The 21,176-nt window shown below is 66.7% G+C and carries 17 protein-coding genes; 4 read left to right on the forward strand and 13 right to left on the reverse strand.

Going from position 1 to position 21,176, the window contains the following annotated elements; translation table 11 throughout:
* Positions 1-217: 217 nt before the first annotated feature.
* The 4 genes from K225_RS0100730 to K225_RS0100745 form a co-directional block, all read right to left on the reverse strand.
* Positions 218-1,087 carry a neutral zinc metallopeptidase gene (locus K225_RS0100730; protein ID WP_026434614.1) on the reverse strand — a complete coding sequence of 290 codons (870 nt, stop codon included), beginning with the start codon at positions 1,085-1,087 and terminating at the stop codon, positions 218-220.
* A gap of 78 nt (positions 1,088-1,165) precedes the next feature.
* Positions 1,166-1,738 carry a dCTP deaminase gene (dcd, locus tag K225_RS0100735; protein ID WP_026434615.1) on the reverse strand — a complete coding sequence of 191 codons (573 nt, stop codon included), beginning with the start codon at positions 1,736-1,738 and terminating at the stop codon, positions 1,166-1,168.
* A 51-nt stretch (positions 1,739-1,789) separates the two neighbouring features.
* Positions 1,790-3,103 (reverse strand): guanine deaminase, encoded by a 1,314-nt coding sequence (gene guaD, locus K225_RS0100740; protein ID WP_026434616.1) that lies wholly within the window; start codon positions 3,101-3,103, stop codon positions 1,790-1,792.
* Between the two features lie 38 nt (positions 3,104-3,141).
* Positions 3,142-4,245, reverse strand: coding sequence for a BMP family ABC transporter substrate-binding protein (locus K225_RS0100745; RefSeq protein ID WP_026434617.1), 1,104 nt, complete (start codon positions 4,243-4,245; stop codon positions 3,142-3,144).
* 142 nt (positions 4,246-4,387) lie between these two features.
* On the opposite strand from K225_RS0100745, the gene K225_RS0100750 reads away from it, so the two are divergent.
* Entirely contained in the window at positions 4,388-4,834 is a 447-nt protein-coding gene (locus K225_RS0100750) for an HIT family protein (RefSeq protein ID WP_026434618.1), read from the forward strand.
* Positions 4,835-4,878: 44 nt separating this feature from the next.
* Here the strand turns inward: K225_RS0100750 and K225_RS0100755 are convergent, their stop codons facing one another.
* The 6 genes from K225_RS0100755 to K225_RS0100780 are packed head-to-tail and all read right to left on the reverse strand — an operon-like array spanning position 4,879 to position 11,240.
* Entirely contained in the window at positions 4,879-5,928 is a 1,050-nt protein-coding gene (locus K225_RS0100755; RefSeq protein WP_026434619.1) for an adenosine deaminase, read from the reverse strand.
* 48 nt (positions 5,929-5,976) lie between these two features.
* Positions 5,977-6,366, reverse strand: a complete 390-nt coding sequence (locus K225_RS0100760; RefSeq protein WP_026434620.1) for a DoxX family protein — start codon at positions 6,364-6,366, stop codon at positions 5,977-5,979.
* Positions 6,367-6,412: 46 nt separating this feature from the next.
* A complete protein-coding gene (locus K225_RS0100765; protein WP_026434621.1) occupies positions 6,413-7,579 on the reverse strand; it encodes a BMP family ABC transporter substrate-binding protein in 1,167 nt (388 codons plus the stop codon).
* Between the two features lie 46 nt (positions 7,580-7,625).
* Positions 7,626-8,546, reverse strand: a complete 921-nt coding sequence (locus K225_RS0100770) for an ABC transporter permease (protein WP_026434622.1) — start codon at positions 8,544-8,546, stop codon at positions 7,626-7,628.
* Positions 8,546-9,628 (reverse strand): ABC transporter permease, encoded by a 1,083-nt coding sequence (locus K225_RS0100775; protein ID WP_026434623.1) that lies wholly within the window; start codon positions 9,626-9,628, stop codon positions 8,546-8,548. Before K225_RS0100775 ends, K225_RS0100770 begins: the two co-directional genes overlap by 1 nt.
* Positions 9,615-11,240, reverse strand: a complete 1,626-nt coding sequence (locus tag K225_RS0100780) for an ABC transporter ATP-binding protein (RefSeq protein ID WP_051248549.1) — start codon at positions 11,238-11,240, stop codon at positions 9,615-9,617. The genes K225_RS0100775 and K225_RS0100780 overlap by 14 nt, the downstream gene beginning before the upstream one ends.
* Positions 11,241-11,484: 244 nt before the next feature.
* Between K225_RS0100780 and K225_RS0100785 the strand changes: the two genes are divergently transcribed.
* Together K225_RS0100785 and xdhB are read left to right on the forward strand one after the other, a co-directional pair.
* Positions 11,485-13,083, forward strand: a complete 1,599-nt coding sequence (locus K225_RS0100785) for a xanthine dehydrogenase small subunit (protein WP_026434625.1) — start codon at positions 11,485-11,487, stop codon at positions 13,081-13,083.
* 53 nt (positions 13,084-13,136) lie between these two features.
* A complete protein-coding gene (gene xdhB / locus K225_RS0100790; protein ID WP_051248573.1) occupies positions 13,137-15,416 on the forward strand; it encodes a xanthine dehydrogenase molybdopterin binding subunit in 2,280 nt (759 codons plus the stop codon).
* Positions 15,417-15,473: 57 nt separating this feature from the next.
* On the opposite strand, the gene K225_RS0100795 is transcribed toward xdhB, so the two are convergent.
* The gene (locus K225_RS0100795) at positions 15,474-17,576 is read right to left on the reverse strand and encodes a diguanylate cyclase (RefSeq protein WP_026434627.1); all 2,103 of its coding nucleotides are present in this window, start codon (positions 17,574-17,576) and stop codon (positions 15,474-15,476) included.
* A gap of 174 nt (positions 17,577-17,750) precedes the next feature.
* Entirely contained in the window at positions 17,751-18,374 is a 624-nt protein-coding gene (locus K225_RS0100800) for a Crp/Fnr family transcriptional regulator (RefSeq protein WP_026434628.1), read from the reverse strand.
* A 259-nt stretch (positions 18,375-18,633) separates the two neighbouring features.
* On the opposite strand from K225_RS0100800, the gene K225_RS0100805 reads away from it, so the two are divergent.
* The gene (locus tag K225_RS0100805) at positions 18,634-19,656 is read left to right on the forward strand and encodes a porin (RefSeq protein ID WP_026434629.1); all 1,023 of its coding nucleotides are present in this window, start codon (positions 18,634-18,636) and stop codon (positions 19,654-19,656) included.
* 136 nt (positions 19,657-19,792) lie between these two features.
* Here K225_RS0100805 and K225_RS0100810 read toward each other — a convergent pair whose 3' ends face one another.
* Positions 19,793-21,145 (reverse strand): glycerate kinase, encoded by a 1,353-nt coding sequence (locus tag K225_RS0100810; protein WP_369794825.1) that lies wholly within the window; start codon positions 21,143-21,145, stop codon positions 19,793-19,795.
* Between the last annotated feature and the right edge of the window lie 31 nt (positions 21,146-21,176).

The following is a 21,176-nucleotide window of genomic DNA, read 5'->3' on the forward strand; positions in this document are numbered from 1 at the left end:
CCCGCTATTGTCGCACCGGTGGCCAAAGCGGCGTAATTTTGCGCGTTGCCCGTGCACGGCGGTTGCCACGCGTGGTCACTGGCATCCACCAATAGCTATATTTTCAGTAGCGTTCGGTGCTTTACCCATAAGCGCCGTCGCCCATTTTTCAGAATTTTTACGCCTGCATGCAGGCACGGCGGGCGTCCATATGGCACCCCCACCGTGCCCCAGGGGGTCAGAGATTGCGGCTGGAAAACGTGTCGCAGCCCTTGACGCTGCCGTTCTGCAATCCATTGTGGAACCAGCGCTGGCGCTGGGCGCTGCTGCCGTGCGTAAAGCTTTCGGGCACCACGGCACCACCGCTGGAGCGCTGCAGGGCATCGTCGCCGATCTTGGCGGCGGCATTCATGGCCTCTTCCACGTCGCCCTGCTCCAGAATCTGGCGTGCATTCTGTGCGTGGTGCGCCCACACGCCGGCAAAGCAGTCGGCCTGCAGCTCCAGCCGCACCGACAGGGCGTTGTATTCGGCCTGGCTCACGCGGCCGCGCATCTGGTCCACCTTGGCGCTGATGCCCAGCTGGTTCTGCACATGGTGGCCCACCTCATGGGCAATGACATAGGCCTGGGCGAAATCGCCCGGTGCACCCAGGCGGTTCTTGAGCGTTTCGTAAAACCCGAGATCGATGTAGACCTTCTGGTCGGCCGGGCAATAAAAAGGCCCCATGGCGGCCTGGCCCGTGCCACACGCCGTGGGCGTGGCCCCCCGGAACAGCACCAATCGTGGCTCCTGGTAGGTGCCGCCGCCCTGGCGAAAGAGCGCCTGCCAGACATCCTCGGTGTCGGCCAGCACGGTCGAGACAAAACGTCCCATGGTGTCATCGGCGGGCGGGCGCTGGGCGGGGCCCTGCTGCACCTGTGCCGTGGGCGCTCCGCCGCTGAGCAAACTCAAAATGGTGAGCGGGTTGATGCCCAGTGCCCAGCCCCCCAGCAAGACAATGACGATGGTGCCAATGCCGATGCTGCGCCCCCCGAACACGGGCATCCCGCCGCCACCGCTGCGGCGGTCCTCCACGTTGTCGGATTCGCGATTGCCTTCCCATTTCATGGCTGTCTCCCGTGCCCCCTGTGCACAAGAGGCCTATCCATCACATGCTATGCGCAGCGCCGGCCGGCACATCGGCTTTCAGGCCCGGGGCAGCGTCACGCCCACCTGGCCCTGGTATTTGCCGCCCCGGTCCTTGTAGGAAACTTCGCAGACATCGTCCTTGTCGCTCTCGAAGAACAGCACCTGCGCGCAACCCTCGCCGGCATAGATGCGCGCGGGCAGCGGCGTGGTGTTGGAGAACTCCAGCGTCACATAGCCTTCCCACTCGGGCTCGAACGGCGTGACGTTGACGATGATGCCGCAGCGCGCGTAGGTGCTTTTGCCCAGGCAGATGGTGAGCACGTTGCGCGGGATGCGAAAGTATTCGACCGTGCGCGCCAGGGCAAAGCTGTTGGGCGGAATGATGCAGCTGTCGCCGTGAAAATCGACGAAGCTTTTCTCATCGAAATGCTTGGGGTCCACCACCGTGCTGTGGATGTTGGTGAACACCTTGAATTCGGGGGCGCAGCGGATGTCATAGCCATAGCTGCTGGTGCCATAGCTGATGATTTTTCGCCCCTCGACCTCACGCACCTGGCCGGGCTCGAAGGGCTCGATCATGCCGTGCTCGGCCGCCATGCGGCGGATCCATTTGTCGCTTTTGATGCTCATGGTGCGGGCCTCCTCGCCATTACTACGTTTTTGATAGCTATCAGCGCTTGATCATCCAGCGCAAGAACCGTATTTTGCTTGAGAAATGACGGTTTTTTCCACCAGCCGGTCATCGCCCAGCACGATCATGGCGAACAGCAGCTCGTCGAGGCTGCCGGCCTGGGCCGTGCGGCGCGCCAGCAGCGGCGTGGCCTGGGGGTTGAGCACCACGAAGTCGGCCTCGCAACCGGGCTGCAGGTTGCCCACCACGCCCGCCAGGCCCAGCGCCCTGGCGGCGCCGGCCGTGTGCTGCCACCACAGGTGCACTGGCGACAGGCTCAGGCCGCGCTTGCCCCCCTGTCCTTCCACGGTGGCACGGCCCACGTAATAGGCGGCCAGCATGGTATGGAACGGGCTGAAGCTGGTGCCACCGCCCACGTCGCTGGCCAGCCCGTAGCGCATGCCCACGCGGTCGGCCTCGGCGTAGTCGAAAAAGCCGCTGCCCAGAAAAAGGTTGCTGGTGGGGCTGACGGCCGCCACCGCACCGGTGTCGCGCAGCAGGGCGCGGTCTGACTCGTCCAGGTGGATGCAGTGGGCATACACGGCGCGTTCGCGCAGCAGGCCGAAGTCGCCATACACCGAAAGATAGCTGCGCGACGCCGGGAAGAGCTCGCGCGCCCAGCGGATCTCGTCGAGGTTCTCGGCCACATGCGACTGGATCCACACATCGGGATAGCGTGCGGCCAGTTCGCCGGCACCGCGCAATTGCGCGGGCGTGCTGGTGGGGGCAAAGCGCGGCGTGATGGCATAGCCCAGGCGGTCCACACCGTGCCAGCGCCGGATGAGGGCCTCGGTGTCGACCAGGCTCTGCGCGGTGTCGTCGCGCACGCCATCGGGCGAGTGGCGGTCCTGCAGCACCTTGCCGGTGATCAGGCGCATCTGGTGGCGCTGCGCCTCGCGAAACAGGGCCTCAACCGAGACGGGGTGCGATGTGGCGAATGCCAGCGCGGTGGTCACGCCGTTGCGCAACAGTTCTGCGACGAAAAACCGCGCCACTTGCGCGCTGTATTCGGGCGCTGCAAAGCGTTTTTCATGCGGGTAGGTGTAATTCTCCAGCCAGGGCAGCAGCCCATCGGCCGGCGAGCCGATCACATCGGTCTGCGGAAAATGGAGGTGCATGTCCACAAACCCGGGGGCAATGATGCGGCCCGGCAGGTGCTCGACCGGCCCGCTGCCAAAGCGGGGCGCCAGATCCTGCCATGCACCGGCGGCCAGCACCCGCTCGCGGCCCTGGGCGTCGGGGCCCACGGCCAGCAGGCCATCGGCGTCATACAGGGCCGTGCCGTCGTCGGCAAAGCGCAAGAGGGCAGAACGAAATACAGGCATGGCCGCTAGCTTAGCGGCTGCCGCACCCTCTGCAGCCGTCAGCGCGGCAACTTGCCTTGCACGCCCTCGGCCAGCCAGTTCATCTGCAGGATCTGCGCATCCGAAAGCGTTGTGCCGGCGGGGACAACCTCATGCCCCTCGTTGTCGCGCACCGCGGCCTTGCCCGCGCGGAAGGGATGGACCCGGCCCGCCCCTACCGCCTTCTGCGCGGCCAGCACCTCCTGCTGCACGGCGGGGGGCACACGGCTGCCAAAGTCGCCCACGCGGATCATGCCCTCGCGCACGCCGCCCCATACATTGCCGCTTTTCCAGCTGCCGTTCTGCACGGCGCGCACGCGCCCGGTGTAGTAGGCGCCCCACTGGTGGGTGACGGCCACGATCTGTGCATCCGGCCCGGTCTTGCGCATGTCCGAGTGGTAGGCCACGGCCATCTTGCCGCGCTCCTGCGCGGCCGCCATCACCGCCGTGGAGCCGGTGTGAAAGGCGATCACGTCCACGTCCTGGTTGAACAGCGCCATGGCGGCATCGCGCTCCCGGGGCGGATCGAACCACACGTTGAGCCACACCACCTTGACGGTGGCCTGCGGGTTGACCGAGCGCATTCCCAGGGTGAACGCATTGATGCCCTGCAATACCTCGGGGATGGGAAAGCCCGCCACATAGCCGGCCACGCCCGTCTTGCTCATGCGGCCTGCGGCAATGCCGGCCAGGTAGCGCCCCTCGTAGTAGCGCGCATTGGCGGTGGCCACGTTAGGCGCCTGCTTGTAGCCGGTGATGGCCTCGAACTTCACATCGGGGTAGTCCCGCGCCACCTTGAGCGTGGGCTCCATGTAGCCAAAGCTGGGCGTGAAGATGATCTGGTGGCCAGTAGCGGCCAGGTCGCGGATCACGCGTTCGGCGTCGGCCCCTTCGGGCACGTTGTCGACAAAGGTGGTCTGGACCCGGCTGCCCAGCGCGGCCTCGACGGCCTTGCGGCCCTCGTCGTGCTGGCGCGTCCAGCCGGCATCAGTGACCGGCGTGACATAGACGAAACCCGCCTTCACGACCGCAGCGGCAGGCGCCTGGGACGGGGTGGGGGTCTGGGAAAAAACGGGGGCGAAAAAACAGGCGGCCGCGAGCGCGGCGGCGAGGTTTTTGTACATGGTGTTCCTCTACATGGTCCCGGAGACAAAAAGCAAAAGACCGCCGGGACAGCGGTCTTTGCGCCGGATTTTACCGCAGCCCCTGCAGCACCCCTGCGGGCTACCATGGCAGCATCCACCCACCACGCCAAGGAATTGCCGCATGCCCATGTTTGCCGATACGTCCCCTCCCGGCCAATGCATCTTCTGCCGCCTGGTGGCCGGCGAGATTCCATCGGCCCGGGTGCATGAGGATGCGCTGACCATCGCCTTCATGGACCTGGGCCAGGTCAACCCCGGTCATGTGCTGGTGGCCACCAAACGCCACGCGGCCACCTTGCTGGACATCACCGTCGAGGAGGCCGCCGCCGTGATGCAGACGGCCCGGCTGGTTGCCCATGCCGTGCAGGCCGTCTTCCACCCGCCGGGGCTGACACTGCTGCAGGCCAATGGCCGCGAAGGCGACCAGACGGTGTTTCACTTTCACCTGCATGTGGTGCCGCGCCATGCAGACGATGGCATTGCGCTGTCATGGCCGCGCAAAAATCCATCGCCCGAGGTGCTGTTGGACCACGCGGCAAAACTGCGCGAAGCCCTTGCCGCCTGCTGAGGGGGCACCCGCGCAGGGGCTGCGCGGCGACCTCGGTTGTGTGTTCAGTCGTGCTCGACGAAGCGCTCAAAGGCTTCCTTCAGGCGGTGCTCCCACACGCGCTTGTCAGCCTGGCTGGCAAAGCTGGCTTCGAAGCTGTTGAACGCCAGCTGGTAGGCGTGGCGCGCGGTCATGGCCGTTGCGGCAAATACCTGGGTGAAGTTCTCGTTGATGTAGCCACCAAAGTAGGCCGGGTCGTCGGAGTTGACGGTGGCGCACAGGCCGGCGTCCAGCAACTGGCGCAGGTTGTGGTCTTTCAGATCGGGAAACACGCACAGCTTCTGGTTCGACAGCGGGCACACCGTGAGCGGTATGCGGTCTTGCGCCAGGCGCTGCATCAGGGCCGCGTCGTGCACGGCCTGCACGCCGTGGTCGATGCGCTCGACTTTGAGCACGTCGAGGGCGCTCCAGATATAGGCCGGCGGACCCTCTTCGCCCGCGTGGGCCACCAGGTGCAGGCCCAGTTCGCGGCAGCGGGCAAAGACGCGTGCGAACTTCTCTGGCGGGTGGCCCAGTTCGCTGCTGTCCAGCCCCACGCCGACGATCTTGCCGAGCATCGGTTGCGCCTGCTCCAGCGTTTCAAAGGCTGACGCTTCGCTCAGGTGGCGCAGGAAGCACAGGATCAGCGTGGCGCTGATGCCCAGCTCGGCACGCGCATCCTCGCAGGCGCGGTGCAGGCCGTTGATGACGGTCTCCATGGCCACGCCGCGCGCCGTGTGGGTCTGCGGGTCGAAGAAGATTTCCGCATGCGCCACGTTATCCAGGGCAGCTCGCGCCAGATAGGCGCGGGCCATATCGTAGAAATCCTGCTCATGCAGCAGCACGCTGGCCCCCGCATAGTAGATGTCGAGAAAGCTCTGCAGGTTGGTGAAGGCATAGGCCTGCCGCAACGCCTCGACACTGGCATAGGGCAGCGGCACACCGTTGCGCTGCGCCAGGGCAAAGATCAGCTCGGGTTCGAGCGAGCCCTCGATGTGGATATGCAGTTCGGCCTTGGGCATCGCGCGCAGCAGCTTCTGCAGGCGCTGTGGGGCAAGGGGGGGCACTTTAAACATCAGCAGACTCCAGAAATGGCGCCCAGCGTGGCGGAACGGTGCACCGAATCAGTTGAACCGACCGCCCAGACTGAACCGGCCCGCGCCCAGAAGGGCGACGGCCACCGCCGTGAACAGAAAAAACCCCTGCAGTTCCAGGGCCCAGCCGCCGGACTTGCCCAACTGCCCCAGCTGGCCCATATGCGCCAGCCCGATGGCCACGACCATATTGATGGCCACCACCAGTGCCGCCGGACGCGTCCACAGGCCGACGATGAGCAGCAGAGGTGCCAGCACTTCGCCAACATAGACCAGGTAGCCCAGCACGCCCGGCAGGCCATGGCTGGCCACCATGCCGGCGATGTGATCGGCACCCGACGAGAGTTTGGCGATGCCATGCAGCAGCATCAGGATCCCCAAGGTCAGGCGGAGAACCAGTTTTCCGAGGTCATTGGACATTTTTTTTGTTGCTCAAGGGTCAAGGTCATCACAAAGCGGTCGGGGTTTACTTCCTGTCGCCACCGGGAATCTTGCCTTCCACGCCCTTGACGTAGAAGTTGATGCCACCCAGGAACTTGTCGTCGGCCACCACGTCTTTTTCCAGCACGGGCTTGCCGTCCTGGCCGACGATGGGCCCCTTCCAGATCTGGAAGCTGCCGTCCTTCAGGCCCGCCTTCACGGCCTCGACCTTGGCCTTGGTATCGGCAGGCACGTCTTCGGCGATGGAGACGATGTCGATCGCACCTTCCTTCACGCCCCACCAGGCCTGGCCCGTGGCCCAGGTGCCATCCAGCGCATCCTTGGTGGCCTTGATGTAGTAAGGGCCCCAGTTGATGACGGCCGACGCCAGGTGGGCCTTGGGGCCGTAGGCGGTCATGTCGCTGTCCCAGCCGAAGGCGCGCTTGCCCTTTTCCTGGGCGGTCTTGAGCACGGCGGGCGAGTCGGTGTTCTGGAACAGCACGTCGGCGCCGCCGTTGATCAGGCTGGTGGCGGCTTCGGTTTCCTTGGGCGGGCTGAACCACTCGTTCACCCAGACCACCTTGGTCTTGATCTTCGGATTGACCGACTGCGCGCCCAGCGTGAAGCTGTTGATGTTGCGGATCACCTCAGGGATCGGCACCGAGCCCACCACGCCCAGCGTGTTGGTCTTGGTCATGGCGCCAGCGATCACGCCGGCCATGTAGGCGCCTTCGTAGGTGCGGCTGTCGTAGGTACGCAGGTTCTCGGCGGTCTTGTAGCCGGTGGCGTGCTCGAACTTCAGGCCCGGGTTGTCGGCCGCGACCTTGAGCATGGACTCCATGTAGCCGAAGGTGGTGCCGAAGATCAGCCGGTTGCCCTGGCCTGCCAGATCGCGCAGCACGCGCTCGGCGTCGGCCGACTCGGGCACGCTTTCCACAAAGCTGGTCACGACCTTGTCGCCGAACTCTTTTTCCAGGGCCTTGCGGCCGTTGTCATGCGCATAAGACCAGCCGCCATCACCCACGGGGCCGACGTAGGCAAACGCGATCTTCAGAGGCTCGGGCTTGGGTGCGGGCGCTTCGGCCGCGGGGGCCGGTGCGGGCGCAGGCGCCGGGGCCGACTCTTCCTTCTTGCCGCAGCCCGCAAGCGCGGCGGCAGCCACGGCGGAGAGCGCAGCCACCTTGAGCAAAGAGCGTTTCTGCAGATCAGTCATGTGGTTTCCTTGTGAAAAAGAGGATGGCAACAATGTAAGCAAAATTTCAGGAGCCAGGATAAAACGGTTTCCCCAGCGATGCCGGCATGTTCACCCGGATCCACGCCGGATTGCGTGAAATGAGCGCCAGCACCACGATGGTGGCCACATACGGCAGCATGCTCAGCAACTGGCTGGCCACCTGCACGCCCGTGGCCTGCAGATGGAACTGGAGCATGGTCACGCCACCAAACAGGTAAGCGCCGAGCAGGACACGTGCCGGGCGCCAGGTGGCAAAGGTGGTGAGGGCCAGCGCGATCCAGCCACGCCCGGCCACCATGCCCTCCACCCACAGCGGCGTGTACACGGTGGAAATGTAGGCCCCCGCCAGGCCGCACAGCGCGCCGCCAGCCATCACCGCCGCCAGCCGGATGCGGCGCACGGGGTAGCCCAGCGCATGGGCCGACCCGGGCGACTCGCCCACCGAACGCAGCACCAGCCCTGCGCGCGAGCGGTACAGGAACCAGATCAGGGCCGCCGCCAGCAACATGGTGAGGTACACCAGCGGGTGCTGCCGGAACAGCGCGGGCCCGAGCAGCGGCACATCGCCCAGCACGGGAATGGCGTACTGGGGCAGTTCGGGCAGCTTGGCCTGCACGTAGCGGATGCCCGCAAAGGCCGAGAACCCCACGCCAAACAGGCTGAGCGCCAGCCCCGTGGCGTACTGGTTGGTGTTGAGCCAGATCACCAGCACGCCAAAGATGGCGGCCAGCAAGGCCCCCGCCGCCATGCCGGCGGCAAAGCCCAGCCAGGTGTTGCCGGTGTGCACCACCGTGGCAAACCCCGCGATGGCGGCGCACAGCATCAGGCCTTCGGCACCCAGGTTGACGATGCCGGCCTTCTCGTTGATGAGCAGGCCCAGGGCTGCAATGGCCAGCACGGTGCCCGCGCTGAGCGTGGCGCCGATCAGCAGTGCATAGGCTTCCATCACTGGCCTCCCGTGGAAATATTGCGGTTGCCGGCCCAGCGCACGCGGAAGGCAATCAGCGTGTCGCAGGCCAGCAGCGTGAACAGCAGCAGGCCCTGGAACACGCCCGTGAGCGACTTGGGCAGGCCCATGCGCGACTGCGCCAGCTCGCCGCCGATGTAGAACATGCTCATCAGGATGGCCGAAAACACCATGCCCACCGGGTGCAACCGCCCCACGAAAGCCACGATGATGGCGGCAAACCCATAGCCGGCCGGCACGTAGGGGGTGAGCTGGCCAATCGGCCCCGCCACTTCCAGCGCCCCCGCCAGGCCGGCGGCTCCGCCCGACACCAGCAGCGCCGTCCACAGCGCGCGGCGCGACGAAAACCCGGCATAGCGCGCCGCCGCCGGCGCCAGCCCGCCCACCTGCTGGGCAAAGCCCGCCCGCGTGCGAAACAGGAACACCCACAACGCAGCCGCACCCGCCAGCGCCAGCAGCAACCCAATGTTCACGCGCGAGCCCTGCATCAGCCGCGGGATCTGCGTGACCTTCTCGAAGGTCTTGGTCTGCGGAAAGTTGTAGCCCATGGGGTCTTTCCAGGGCCCATAGACCAGGTAGCCCAGCACCAGCGTGGCCACATACACCAGCATCAGGCTGACCAAAATTTCGTTGGCATTGAACCTGTCGCGCAGCAGCGCCGTGAGTCCCGCCCAGGCCATGCCGCCCAGCACGCCGGCCAGCAGGATGGCGGGCACGATCCAGGGGCCCGAGGTCTTGTCGGCCAGCAGCGCCACGCCACCGGCCACCACCGCGCCGATGACGAACTGCCCCTCGGCGCCAATGTTCCAGACGTTGGAGCGAAAGCACACGGCCAGCCCCAGCGCAATCAGCAGCAGCGGCGTGGCCTTGACCATGAGCTCGCCCAGTGCGTATTGCGAACGGATGGGCTCCCAGAAAAACACCTGCAGGCCGCGCACCGGGTCCTTGCCCAGCGCGGCAAACAGCGCAATGCCGATCAGCACCGTGACGGCCAGGGCCAACAGCGGCGAACCGTAGCTCCACCAGCGCGATGCCTGCGGGCGGGGTTCAAGACGGAACATGCTGCGCCTCCTGGGTGAGCTGCGCGAGCTGTTCGCGGTTGCGGGCCAGATGCGCCTGCACGTCGGCATGCCACAGGCCGCTCATCCATTCGCCGATGCGCTCCACGGTGGCTTCGGCACGGGACACTGAAGGCGACAGGTGCCCCTTGGCCACCACATGCAGGCGGTCACAGATTTCAAACAATTCGTCCAGCTCCTCGCTCACGACCAGCACGGCACAGCCGGCATCGCGCAGCGCCAGTATTTCACCGCGGATCTGCGCGGCCGCACCCACGTCCACACCCCAGGTGGGTTGCGAGACGATCAGCAATGCGGGGTTGGCATCGATTTCACGCCCCACGATGAACTTTTGCAGGTTGCCCCCCGACAGCGATTGGGCCACCGAGTGGGGACCGCCCGCCTTCACGTTGAAGCGCTCGATGAGGGTCTGGGCATGTTTTTGCAGCGCCCCCATCCGGATCCAGCCGCTGCCCGTGACCGCGTTGGTGCGCGTGAGCAGCAGGTTGTGCGCCAGACTCATGGTGGGCACGGCACCGCGGCCCAGGCGTTCTTCGGGCACGAAGTGCAGGCCCAGCGCCCGGCGCTGGCGGGGGCCCATGCGGCCCGCGTTCTGCCCCGCCACCTGGATGCTGGCTGGCTCGGCGCGCTGGTCCTCACCCGACAGGGCATAGAGCAGCTCCTTTTGCCCGTTGCCCGACACCCCGGCAATGCCCAGCACCTCGCCGGCCCTCACCTCGAACTGCAGGTCGATCAGATCCACGCCGAACTGGTCGGCACGGGGCAGCGACAGACCCTGCACGCGCAACACCGTGGCACCGGCCTGCACCGGGCGGTGCGTGAGCGCGGGCGGCTCTGCGCCGATCATCAGGCGCGAGAGCGAGGCATTCGATTCTTCGGCCGGATTGCAGACGCCGGTGACCTTGCCGCCACGCAGCACGGTGCAGGCCGTGCACAGCGCACGGATCTCGTGCAGCTTGTGGCTGATGTAGAGAATGCTGCAGCCCTCGGAGGCGAGCTTGCGCAGCACCACGAACAGCTTTTCGACCGCCTGGGGCGTGAGCACCGAGGTGGGCTCGTCCAGGATCAGGACCTTGGGGTTGGTGAGCAGCGCACGGATGATTTCCACGCGCTGCATCTCCCCCACGCTCAGGGTATGCACCGGGCGCAGGGGGTCGATACCCAGGCCGTATTCGGCGGCCTTGGCCGCAATGCGGGCGGTCACTTCGGCCAGGGCGTGGCGCTTGTCCAGGCCCAGCCACACGTTTTCAGCCACCGTGAGGGTATCGAACAGGCTGAAATGCTGGAACACCATGGCGATGCCCAGCGCGCGGGCCTCTTGCGGGTTGCGCACCTGCACGGCCCGGCCGTTGAAATGCAGGCTGCCTTCATCGGGCTTGACCGCGCCGTAGATGATCTTCATCAGCGTGGACTTGCCCGCGCCGTTTTCGCCCAGCACGGCATGGATCTCGCCGGGCTGCACCGTCAGCGAGACACCGCTGTTGGCCACCACGGCCGGGTAGCGCTTGGTAATGCCCACCAGCTGCAGCCGGGGTGGTACGGCGTCAGACCTGCCCGGCATGCCCGGCTGGAGGGAAATGGGGGTGGAACTCATGCGGGCGATTGTCGCTCAGTTTTCACGAAAGAAAATTGGGTTAAAAACAAGGTTTGCGCTTATTCCACATACGCAAGCAGCTATATTTTTAGAAGCACATACCCGCCTGCATCGGGTGTGGAAATTGCGATGCGTACCTGGGCGGCATAAGCTTGAGCCGGCGCCAGCGCCGGGTGCGTGCTGGCGCTCTGCCGGCCATCCATCTCTTTACGGGCGTCTTTCGAAGCGAAATGGCATTTTCCCCATGACAACCCGAACCTTGCAATTCTTGCGCCGTGGCCAGCCCGTGGCGCTGGGCAATGTACCACCCGACCGCACGCTGCTGCAGGTGCTGCGCGAGGATCTGGGTTGCACCGGCACCAAGGAGGGCTGCGGCGAAGGCGACTGCGGCGCCTGCACCGTGGTGCTGGGCGAGGCGCGCAATGGCCGGGTGCACTACAGCACCGTGAACAGCTGCATCCGCCTGGCGCATTCGATCGACGGCATGGCGCTGTGGACGGTGGAGGACCTGGTGGAAGACCCGCTGATCCAGCCGGTGGGCGATGCTGCACCCGCTGCTCAGCAAACCATCACGCTCCACCCAGCACAGGAAGCCATGGTGCGGTGCCACGGCTCCCAGTGCGGCTTCTGCACACCAGGCTTCGTCATGGGCCTCTTCGGCATGTACCAGAACCACGTCTGCAACGGTGCGCCCATTACCCGCGAACTGGCGCAGGAAGAACTCTCGGGCAACCTGTGCCGCTGCACCGGCTACCGCCCCATCCTGGACGCCGCGCAGCAGATGGCCACCCTGCCCGCCATGGCCGTGAACGAAGCTCTGTTGCTGCAAAGATTGGAGCTGATGGCGCATGCCCATCCATCGCCACAGGCAGATTCTTCGTATATTTCTCCCACCACGCTGCCCGCCCTGCTGGCCGCGCGCGCGGCCCACCCGGGCGCCCAGGTGGTGGCCGGCTGCACCGATGTCGGGCTGTGGGTGACCAAGCTGCACCAGCAGTACGCACAGGTTCTGGACGTGACCCGCGTGGCCGAGCTGCGCGCAGTGCAGCAGGACGCACACCACATCCGCATCGGCGCAGCCGTCACGCTGACCGACGCCTTTGCCGCCCTTACCACGCAGTGGCCGCAGCTGCACCGCTTCGCCAGCCGCTTTGCCGGCCTGCCCGTGCGCAACGCAGGCACGCTGGGCGGCAACGTGGCCAACGGCTCGCCCATTGGCGATTCCATGCCCCTGCTGATCGCGCTGCGCGCCCAGGTGGTGCTGGCCAGCCAGGCCCGGGGCGAACGCCAGTTGCCGCTGGAAAACCTATACACCGGCTATCGGCAGAACGTGATGGCGCCGGACGAGCTGCTGGTGCGCATCGTGGTGCCCCTTACGGGCAGCAGCAAGACCGAGCCGCCGCCGGGCCGCCCCAAGGCGGCGAGCGACCCCTCGGGGGGCAGCGAGGACACGACAGTGCCGAGCGTGGGGGCCAACATCCTTCGGGCCTACAAGATCTCCAAGCGCTTCGACGACGACATCTCCGCCGTCTGCCTGGTGATCAACCTCAACATCGTGGATGGCACGGTGCAACGCGCGAGCATTGGCGCAGGCGGCGTGGCCGCCACCCCGGCCCGCGCTCGGCAGACCGAGGCTGCACTGACCGGCCAGCCCTGGACCGAGGCCACTGCGCAGCGCGCCGCTGCGGTGCTGCAGGCCGAGTTCAGTCCCATCTCGGACATGCGCGCCAGCGGTGCCTACCGCCGCCAGGTGCTGGGCAGCCTGCTGCAGCGCTACTGGCTGGAAAGCCAGGGCCAGCCTTCTGTGAGCCTGGACACATTGACGCTGGAGGCCACCGCGTGAACGCCCCCCCCACCATCGCCGGAACCGCCCTGCCCGCGCCCACCCGCGCCGCCATGGGCCAATCGCACATCCACGAAAGCGCCCGCGCCCAGGTGGCTGGCGCTGCGCACTACATCGACGACCTGCCGGAGGTGAAAGGCACGCTGTATGCGGCACCCATCCTCTCGACCGTGGCCCACGGCATCCTGAACGGTGTGGATGCCACCGCCGCCCTCGCCCTGCCCGGTGTGCGTGGCGTGGTGCTGGCGGCCGACGTGCCGGGCGACAAGATCCTGGCCGCGTTCGGGCACGACGAGCCCGTGTTTGCGCTGGACAGCGTGCAGTTTGTCGGCCAGGTGATCGGCCTGGTGGTGGCCGAATCGGTCATGCAGGCGCGCCGCGCGGTGCGGGCCGTGAAGCCCGACATCACCCCCCTGCCCGCCGTGCTCACGGTGCAGGAGGCACTGAAAGCCGAGAGCCATGTGCTGCCCCCGGTGTTTGTGCGCCGGGGCGATGCAGCCACGGGCCTCGCGCAATCCACCCACCGCCTGAGCGGCGCGTTCGAAGTCGGCGGGCAGGAGCATTTCTACCTCGAAGGCCAGATTGCCTACGCGCTGCCGCTGGAGCAAAAGCAGTGGTCCATCCATTCGAGCACCCAGCACCCCGGCGAAGTGCAGCACTGGGTGGCACACGCCTTGGGGCTGGACAACCACGCCGTGCGCGTGGAATGCCGCCGCATGGGCGGCGGCTTTGGCGGCAAGGAGACGCAGGCCGGGCACCTGGCCGTGTGGGCCGCCGTGGCCGCGAACAAGCTGGGCAGCCCCGTCAAGCTGCGGCTGGACCGGGACGAGGACTTCATGGTCACCGGCAAGCGCCATCCGTTTGCGTATGCATACGACGTGGGCTTTGACGACACGGGCCGCATCACGGGCCTGCAGCTGCAGATGGCGGCCAACTGTGGCTTCAGCGCCGACCTGTCGGGCCCCGTGGCCGACCGGGCCGTGTTCCATGCCGACAATGCTTATTACCTGAGCGATGTCGAGATCGCGTCGTACCGCTGCAGGACGAACACGCAAAGCCACACGGCGTTTCGCGGCTTTGGCGGCCCGCAGGGCGTGATCGTGATCGAGGCCATCCTGGGCGACATCGCGCGCGCCCTGGGGCGGGACGCGCAGGATGTGCGCCTGGCCAACCTCTACGGCACCACGGAACGCAACGTCACCCACTACCAGATGGCGGTGGAGGACAACATCCTGCAGGCACTGCTGCCCTCGCTGGAGCAAACCGCCAACTACCGCCAGCGCCAGGCCGACATTGCCGCATGGAACGCACAAAGCGCCGTGCTCAAGCGCGGCCTGGCCATCACGCCCGTCAAGTTCGGCATCAGCTTCACGGCCACGCTGTTCAACCAGGCGGGTGCACTGGTGCACGTGTACACCGACGGCAGCGTGCAGGTGAACCACGGCGGCACCGAGATGGGCCAGGGCCTGCACACCAAGGTGGCGCAGATCGTGGCCGACGAGCTGGGCGTGCCGCTGGCGCGCGTGCTGGTGACGGCCAGCGACACCGGCAAGGTGCCCAACGCCAGCGCCACCGCGGCCAGCAGCGGCACCGATCTGAACGGCCGCGCGGCCCAATACGCGGCGCGCCATGTGCGCGACAACCTGGCCGCATTCGTCTGCGGGCTCGATGGCTGCGGCGCGGGCGCCATCCGGTTTGCGGGCGGGCAGGTCATCTCGCCCAAGGCCGTGCGCAGCTTCGAAACCGTGGTCAAAGAGGCCTATGCCAACCGCATCCAGCTGTGGAGCGACGGCTTTTACCGCACGCCCAAGATCCACTACGACAAGACCACGCTCACGGGCCGGCCGTTCTACTACTTCAGTTACGGCGCGGCCTGCACCGAAGTGGTGATTGACACCCTCACCGGCGAGAACCGCGTGCTGGCCGTGGACATCCTGCACGACGTGGGCCACAGCATCAATCCGGCCCTCGACCTGGGCCAGATCGAGGGCGGCTTTGTGCAGGGCATGGGCTGGCTCACCACCGAGCAGCTGGTGTGGAACGACAAGGGCACCCTGGCCACCCACGCGCCCAGCACCTACAAGATCCCGGCCACGGGCGACATCCCGGCGCACTTCAAGGTTCAGCTCTGGCCCGAGGCCAACCGCGAGGACAACGTGGGCGGCAGCAAGGCCGTGGGCGAGCCGCCGTTGATGCTGGCGATCAGCGCATATGAGGCGCTGCGCAATGCGGTGGCGGCGGGGCGTGGGGGGGATGCTGCAGCACCGGTGGTGTTGACGGCGCCGGCGACGGCGGAGAATGTGCTGAGGGCGTTGGGGCGAGTCGTGGATTGAGTGTTTTCTGCCTCGGGTCTGGCGCTTGCCTGTCTTGCGCTGGCGGCCAAGATCTCTTTAAAACGCCCCCAATGCCGCCCGCCCCGACGCCGTCGCCTCCCTCGCATGCCGCGTTTCCACCCGATTGCGTCCCGCCCGCTTGGCGTCATAACAAGCCATGTCTGCCGCATTCAGCAACGAAGGCACGTCCTGCAGGCTGGCATCCAGCGCCACCAGGCCAATGCTCACCCCCAGCGTGAAGCTGCGGCCCTGGTACGAAGGTTCCCAGGTCTGCACCGCGGCGCGCAACTGCTCGGCCAGCGCCCGCCCCCGCGCCAGGGAGCAACCGGGCAGCACCACGGCAAACTCGTCGCCGCCCAGCCGCGCCGCCCAGCCGATCTGGCGCACCTGCGACTCCAGCAGGCGTGCCACATGGCGCAGCACGTCATCGCCCGCATCGTGGCCGGCCACATCGTTCACCACGGTGAAATGGTCCAGGTCGAGAAACAGCATCACGCCATCGCCCTCGGTTTCCGCGGCATCCATGGCCGCCATGGCCGGTGCATGTGCCCGCGACGACCGCTCGGCCAGCAGCACGGCCATGCGCTGGACAAACGCTTCGCGGTTGCACAGTTGCGTCAGCGGATCGTGGGTGGCAGCCCAGTCCTGCTGCTGCTGCGCCTCGCGCGCAGCCGTCATGTCCTCCAGAATCCAGACGGTGCCGCCCCCGATATCGTGCGCCTGTATCCCCCGGCCCTGCACCCGCGCCCAGACGGGGCTGCCATCCTTGTGCATGAAACGCACGTCCCCGTCAAATGCCCCATGGGCCACGAATTCGGCCTGCACCCTTTCGCCCAGCCGGGCGTAATCTTCATCCGATGCATAAAGAATGCGCGCCGGGCGGCCCTGCAGCTCCCTGGCGCCATAGCCGAGCATCTGGCAGGCCTGCCGCCCTACCACTTCCAGAACGCCCTGGCGCGTGATCACGATCCCCACCGAGGCGTTGTCCAGGATGGCCTGGAACTGCCCCTCCAGCTGGACGCGCTGCTGGCGCTCATGCGCGCTGTGCTGCACCTGCCCTTCAAACACCTGCACCAGCACCCCCACCTCGCCCGTAGCCCGGGGCCACACGATGGAGTCGGTGCGCCCCCCCTGTGCCAGCTGCAGTGCACTCTGGCACAACCGGGCCAGCGGCTGCGCCATCCACAGCGTGAACACCGCCAGCAGGGCCATGCTGGCACCCATCACCGCGACGGCCAGCCACCAGACCTTGCGCTGCGCGCCTTCCAGCGGCGCCAGCATGGCGCGGGAGTCCGTCACGCGAGCCACCAGCCACTGCGGCAGAGGCATTCCGGCCATGCTCACAATGTGCGCCGGCTGCACCACGGTGGTGCCCCGCCCTGCCACAGGCTGCGCCTGCTGCAGCCATTGGGCATAGACCGGCCCCAGCCCCGGTTCATCGCGCACGCTCCCCAGAATGCGCTGCGCATCGGGGTGCGCGAGGATGGTGCCATCGCGGGTAAAGACAATCAGGCGCGAATCGTCCCGCGCCGGCGACGTCATGGAAGGAGGCAGCAGCCCTTGGGAATGCAGCTTCAGCGCCCCCGCCACCACCCCCAGAACCGGACCATCCTCGCGGCGCAGCGGCATGGTGAACACGACCCGTGCGCCGGTGGTGCGCGCCCCCACCAATTCGGACACCAGGGGTTTGCCATCGCTGAGCGTGCGCCGCAGGGCATCGCGTTCGGCAGGGTCGAGGTTGGCCGCATCCTCCAGCCGCCCGGAATGCAGGTTGACACGCAACTCACCGTCCTGGCGGGCCACCTGCATGGAATCAAAGAACTGCACGGCCGGCAGGCCCTGCTGCAACAGCCAATGCAGCGACGACGGCGAACCGAGCATCTGCGGCGTGATGCCCTCGGCCACGGTGCGCAGCACTTTCTGGCTTTGCTCGATCTTGCTGGCCAGCAGCCGCGCCATCACCTCGACCTCTTCCGTCTGCTGGTCCACCAGGCGGCGGACGGCTTCGCGCTCCGAAGCACGCGAGGCCAGCCATGCGGACAGCACCCCCGACACGGCCACGGCCAGCAGGGCCACCAGCATCAGGCGCAGCACCAGCGGCCCGGGCAGCAACCAGCCGGGCGCATCCATTTGTGCCTGGGCGCGCTCCAGGGGCGTCATGGGCACCCCGCAGGCGATAGGCCCAGGGCAGAAAGAACGTGGTGGGGCAACATACAAACAGGCTTTGCCAGAGAGATCTCTGGCCAATATACGCAGCCCGCCGCCCCCCGCGCTTGGGTGGAACCCTCGCTTCAGCCCAAGGAAAAACCCTGAGTCCGAGGGCCGGCCAGCCCGTCAGCAACCTGCCACGGATTGCAGCGCATGCGGCTGCGGCAGATTGAGCACGTTGCCGGTGCCGGCGATCAGCCCGTGCTCGCGCAGGTGGCGCAGAACACGGGAGAACGTTTCGGGCGCAATGCCCAGCTGCGCGGCAATCAGGCGCTTGCGCTGGTGCAGCGTGACGCTCATGGCGCCACTGTGGTCGGGCTGTGCATGGTTGAGCAGCCACTGGGCGCAGCGCGCCTCGGCGTCCTGGGCCAGTCGGCTCACCGCCAGTTCGGACTGCGCCCGATACCCGGTGGCCAGGTCCCGCAACAGCCCCTGCGCCACGGCAGGCAGCGACGCGCACCCGCGCCGGAACTCCTCGATGGGCAGGCGGCGCACCTGCACACGCGTCTCCGCCACCATGTCCACCGGGAAGGGCCTTTCCAGCAATGCAGAGGCCGCATCCAACCAGAAGGGCCCTTCCACCACACCCAGCTGGTGGCGCATGCGCCCATCTTCATAAACGCCGCGCAGCACCCGCCCGTTTTCAAGGTGCAGCACCGAAGTCAGGGTTTCGTTGCGCCGGCGAAGCACTTCGCCGGCAGCAATCACTTCGATCTGGGCGGGGAGTGAGAAGAATGTAGATGGCAACATGTGGACCACTTTGCCGTGCGTTAGCACTGCGCGTTTTGAGGAAGATCAAAGGAAGCAGGGCCCTCTGGAAGGCGGTGCCCGCTCTCTGCGTCCGGTCAAAAGCGCGAAAAACAACATCTGGCGCCTCTTGGAGACATGGAACTTGCGGCAGATTGTTGAGGGCATGATCATGGAGCCCGCCGTGCACTGTCATGACGGTGCCATGCGTCCCCCTTTGCTGCCGGAAACACCGGAACTTTCAACCTCTGCAGGAGTTTTCATGCCAAAAAACCTGATCGCCTTGGGCGCCGCATTGCTGTGTGCCGCCGGAGCCCATGCCCAAAGTTCCGTCCAGGTGTCGGGTCTGATGGACGTGTTTGCCGGGTCCATGAAAATGGCGGGCGACGCCAAGAGCCAGTCCGTTGTCGATAGCGGCGGCCTGACCACCTCGTGGTTTGGCTTCAACGGCACCGAAGACCTGGGCGGCGGCCTGAAGGCCCACTTCAACCTGACCTCGTTCATCAAGGTAGACACCGGCACGCAAGGCCGGTTCACGAACGACACGTTCTTCTCACGCGATGCCAACGTCAGCCTGTCGGGCGGCTTCGGCTCGGTGCTGCTGGGCCGCTGGATGGCGCCCAACTTCCTGCCTTCGGTGGTGGGCAACCCGCTGGGTGACTCGTTCGTCTTCTCGCCGCTGATCCTGCACAAGGATGTGCCGCTGTTCAACGGCACCGGCTGGCGCTCCATGACTCCCGCCGACACGGGCTGGAGCAACCAGATCGTGTACTCCACGCCCGACATCGGTGGCTTCAAGGCCAACCTGCAATACCAGTTCGGCGAACAGGCCGGCAAGCCCGGCAAGAACAACATTGGCGCCAATTTCTTTTACTTTGGCGGCCCGCTGACCCTGACCGGTTTCTATGAAAACGCCGACCTCAACAACCCGGTGAACACGCTGCTGGCCAATAACCAGAAATACTGGATGCTGCTGGGCGCCTACGACTTCGGCATGGTCAAGCCCTACCTGAGCTATGGCGAAAAGAAGATCGATGACACCGCCTCCACCAAGGGCAAGACCTACCAGGTGGGCGCCTCTGCGCCCCTGGGCGGTGGCAAGCTGCTCGCCGAGTGGGTCAAGACCGAGTGGTCCACCCCCGACGTGAGCCGCAAAACCTTCACGCTGGGCTATGACTACCACCTGTCCAAGCGCACCGATGTGTACGCCATGTACATGAACGACAAGATCACCAGCCAGACCAACGGCAACAGCTTCGGCATGGGCATCCGCCACCGCTTCTGATGACCGCGCCCCTGGGCGCAGACAAGGCACGGCCGAGCCATCTGCCGTGCCTTTTTTCATGCCGTGGCGGTTCAGCCGTCACCGCAAGGACTTGAATCAACCAAGCCTCGAGCGATTATCAATCCATCGTCAATAGCTATAAAACCAGGAGCGCCCTGAAGTCATTCACATTGGTATGGGTGGGGCCGGTGATGACCAGGTCGCCCAGTGCCTCGAAGTAGCCATAGGCATCGTGGCGGTCCAGGTGGTCGGCCACGCGCAATTGCGCGGCTGCGGCGCGGGCCAGCGTGTCGGGGGAGACCAGAGCGCCCGCGTTGTCTTCGATGCCATCGATGCCATCGGTGTCGGCCGCCAGCGCCCACACGCCATCGATGCCCTGCAGCGCCTGCGCCAGTCCCAGGCAAAACTCGCCGGCACGCCCGCCGCGGCCGGGGGCTGCACCCTCGCGGCGCGGGCCCACCGTGACCGTGGTTTCGCCGCCGCTCAGGATCACGCAGGGCCGTGCAAACGGCTGGCCGCGCAGCGCCACGCCACGCGCCAGTGCCGCATGCACCCGCCCGACATCGCGGGATTCGCCTTCGATCTCGTCCGACAGGATGTAGGCCGCCAGGCCCGCCGCACGCGCCGCCGCCGCCGCCGCCTCCAGCGCCTGCCAGGGCGTGGCCACCAGGTGCACGGAATGCCCGGCAAACACGCCGTCTGCGGGCTTGGGGGTCTCCAGCATGCCGTTGTGCAGGGCCTGGCGCACGGGCAGCGGCACGTCGATGCGGTAGCGCGCCAGAATTTCGAGGGCATCGGCGCAGGTGGTGGTGTCCGGCACCGTGGGGCCGCTGGCGATGACGGAGGGGTCATCGCCGGGCACGTCGCTGATGGTGAGCGTGACCACCCGCGCCGGCGCGCAGGCCGCGGCCAGGCGCCCACCCTTGATGCGGGACAGGTGCTTGCGCACGCAATTCATCTCGCCAATGCTGGCACCGCTTTCCAGCAGGGCGCGGTTGATGCGCTGTTTGTCTTCCAGCGCCAGGCCGTCGGCGGGCAGCGTAAGCAAGGAGGAGCCGCCGCCCGAAATCAGGCACAGGACCAGGTCATCGGCCGTCAACCCGGCAGTGAGCCCCAGCATGCGCTCTGCCGCCGCCATGCCCGCCGCATCGGGCACGGGGTGCGCGGCCTCGACCACCTCGATGCGCTGCGCCAGCCCCTGCGGCCGGGGCGGCAGATGGCCGTAGCGCGTCACCACCAGGCCCGACAGCGGTGCGTCGGCAGGCCACAGGGCCTCCAGCGCCTGGGCCATGGAGCCCCCCGCCTTGCCGGCGCCCAGCACCAGCGTGCGTCCGCGCGGCGGCGGGGGCAGCCAGGCCCGCATGCCGTGCAGCGGCTGGGCGCTGCGCACGGCGGTTTGGAAGAGCGCTTGCAAGAATGCGCGCGGCTGGGAACGAAAGTCCGGCAGGCTCGCGCCCGAAACGTCAGAAGGTGCTGGCATGGCAGGCATTGTCGCCGCAGTCGCGCGCTGCGCGAAGCGG

The sequence above is a fragment of the Acidovorax sp. JHL-9 genome, from assembly GCF_000426205.1.
In the GTDB taxonomy this organism is placed as follows: Bacteria; Pseudomonadota; Gammaproteobacteria; order Burkholderiales; family Burkholderiaceae_C; genus Acidovorax; species Acidovorax soli.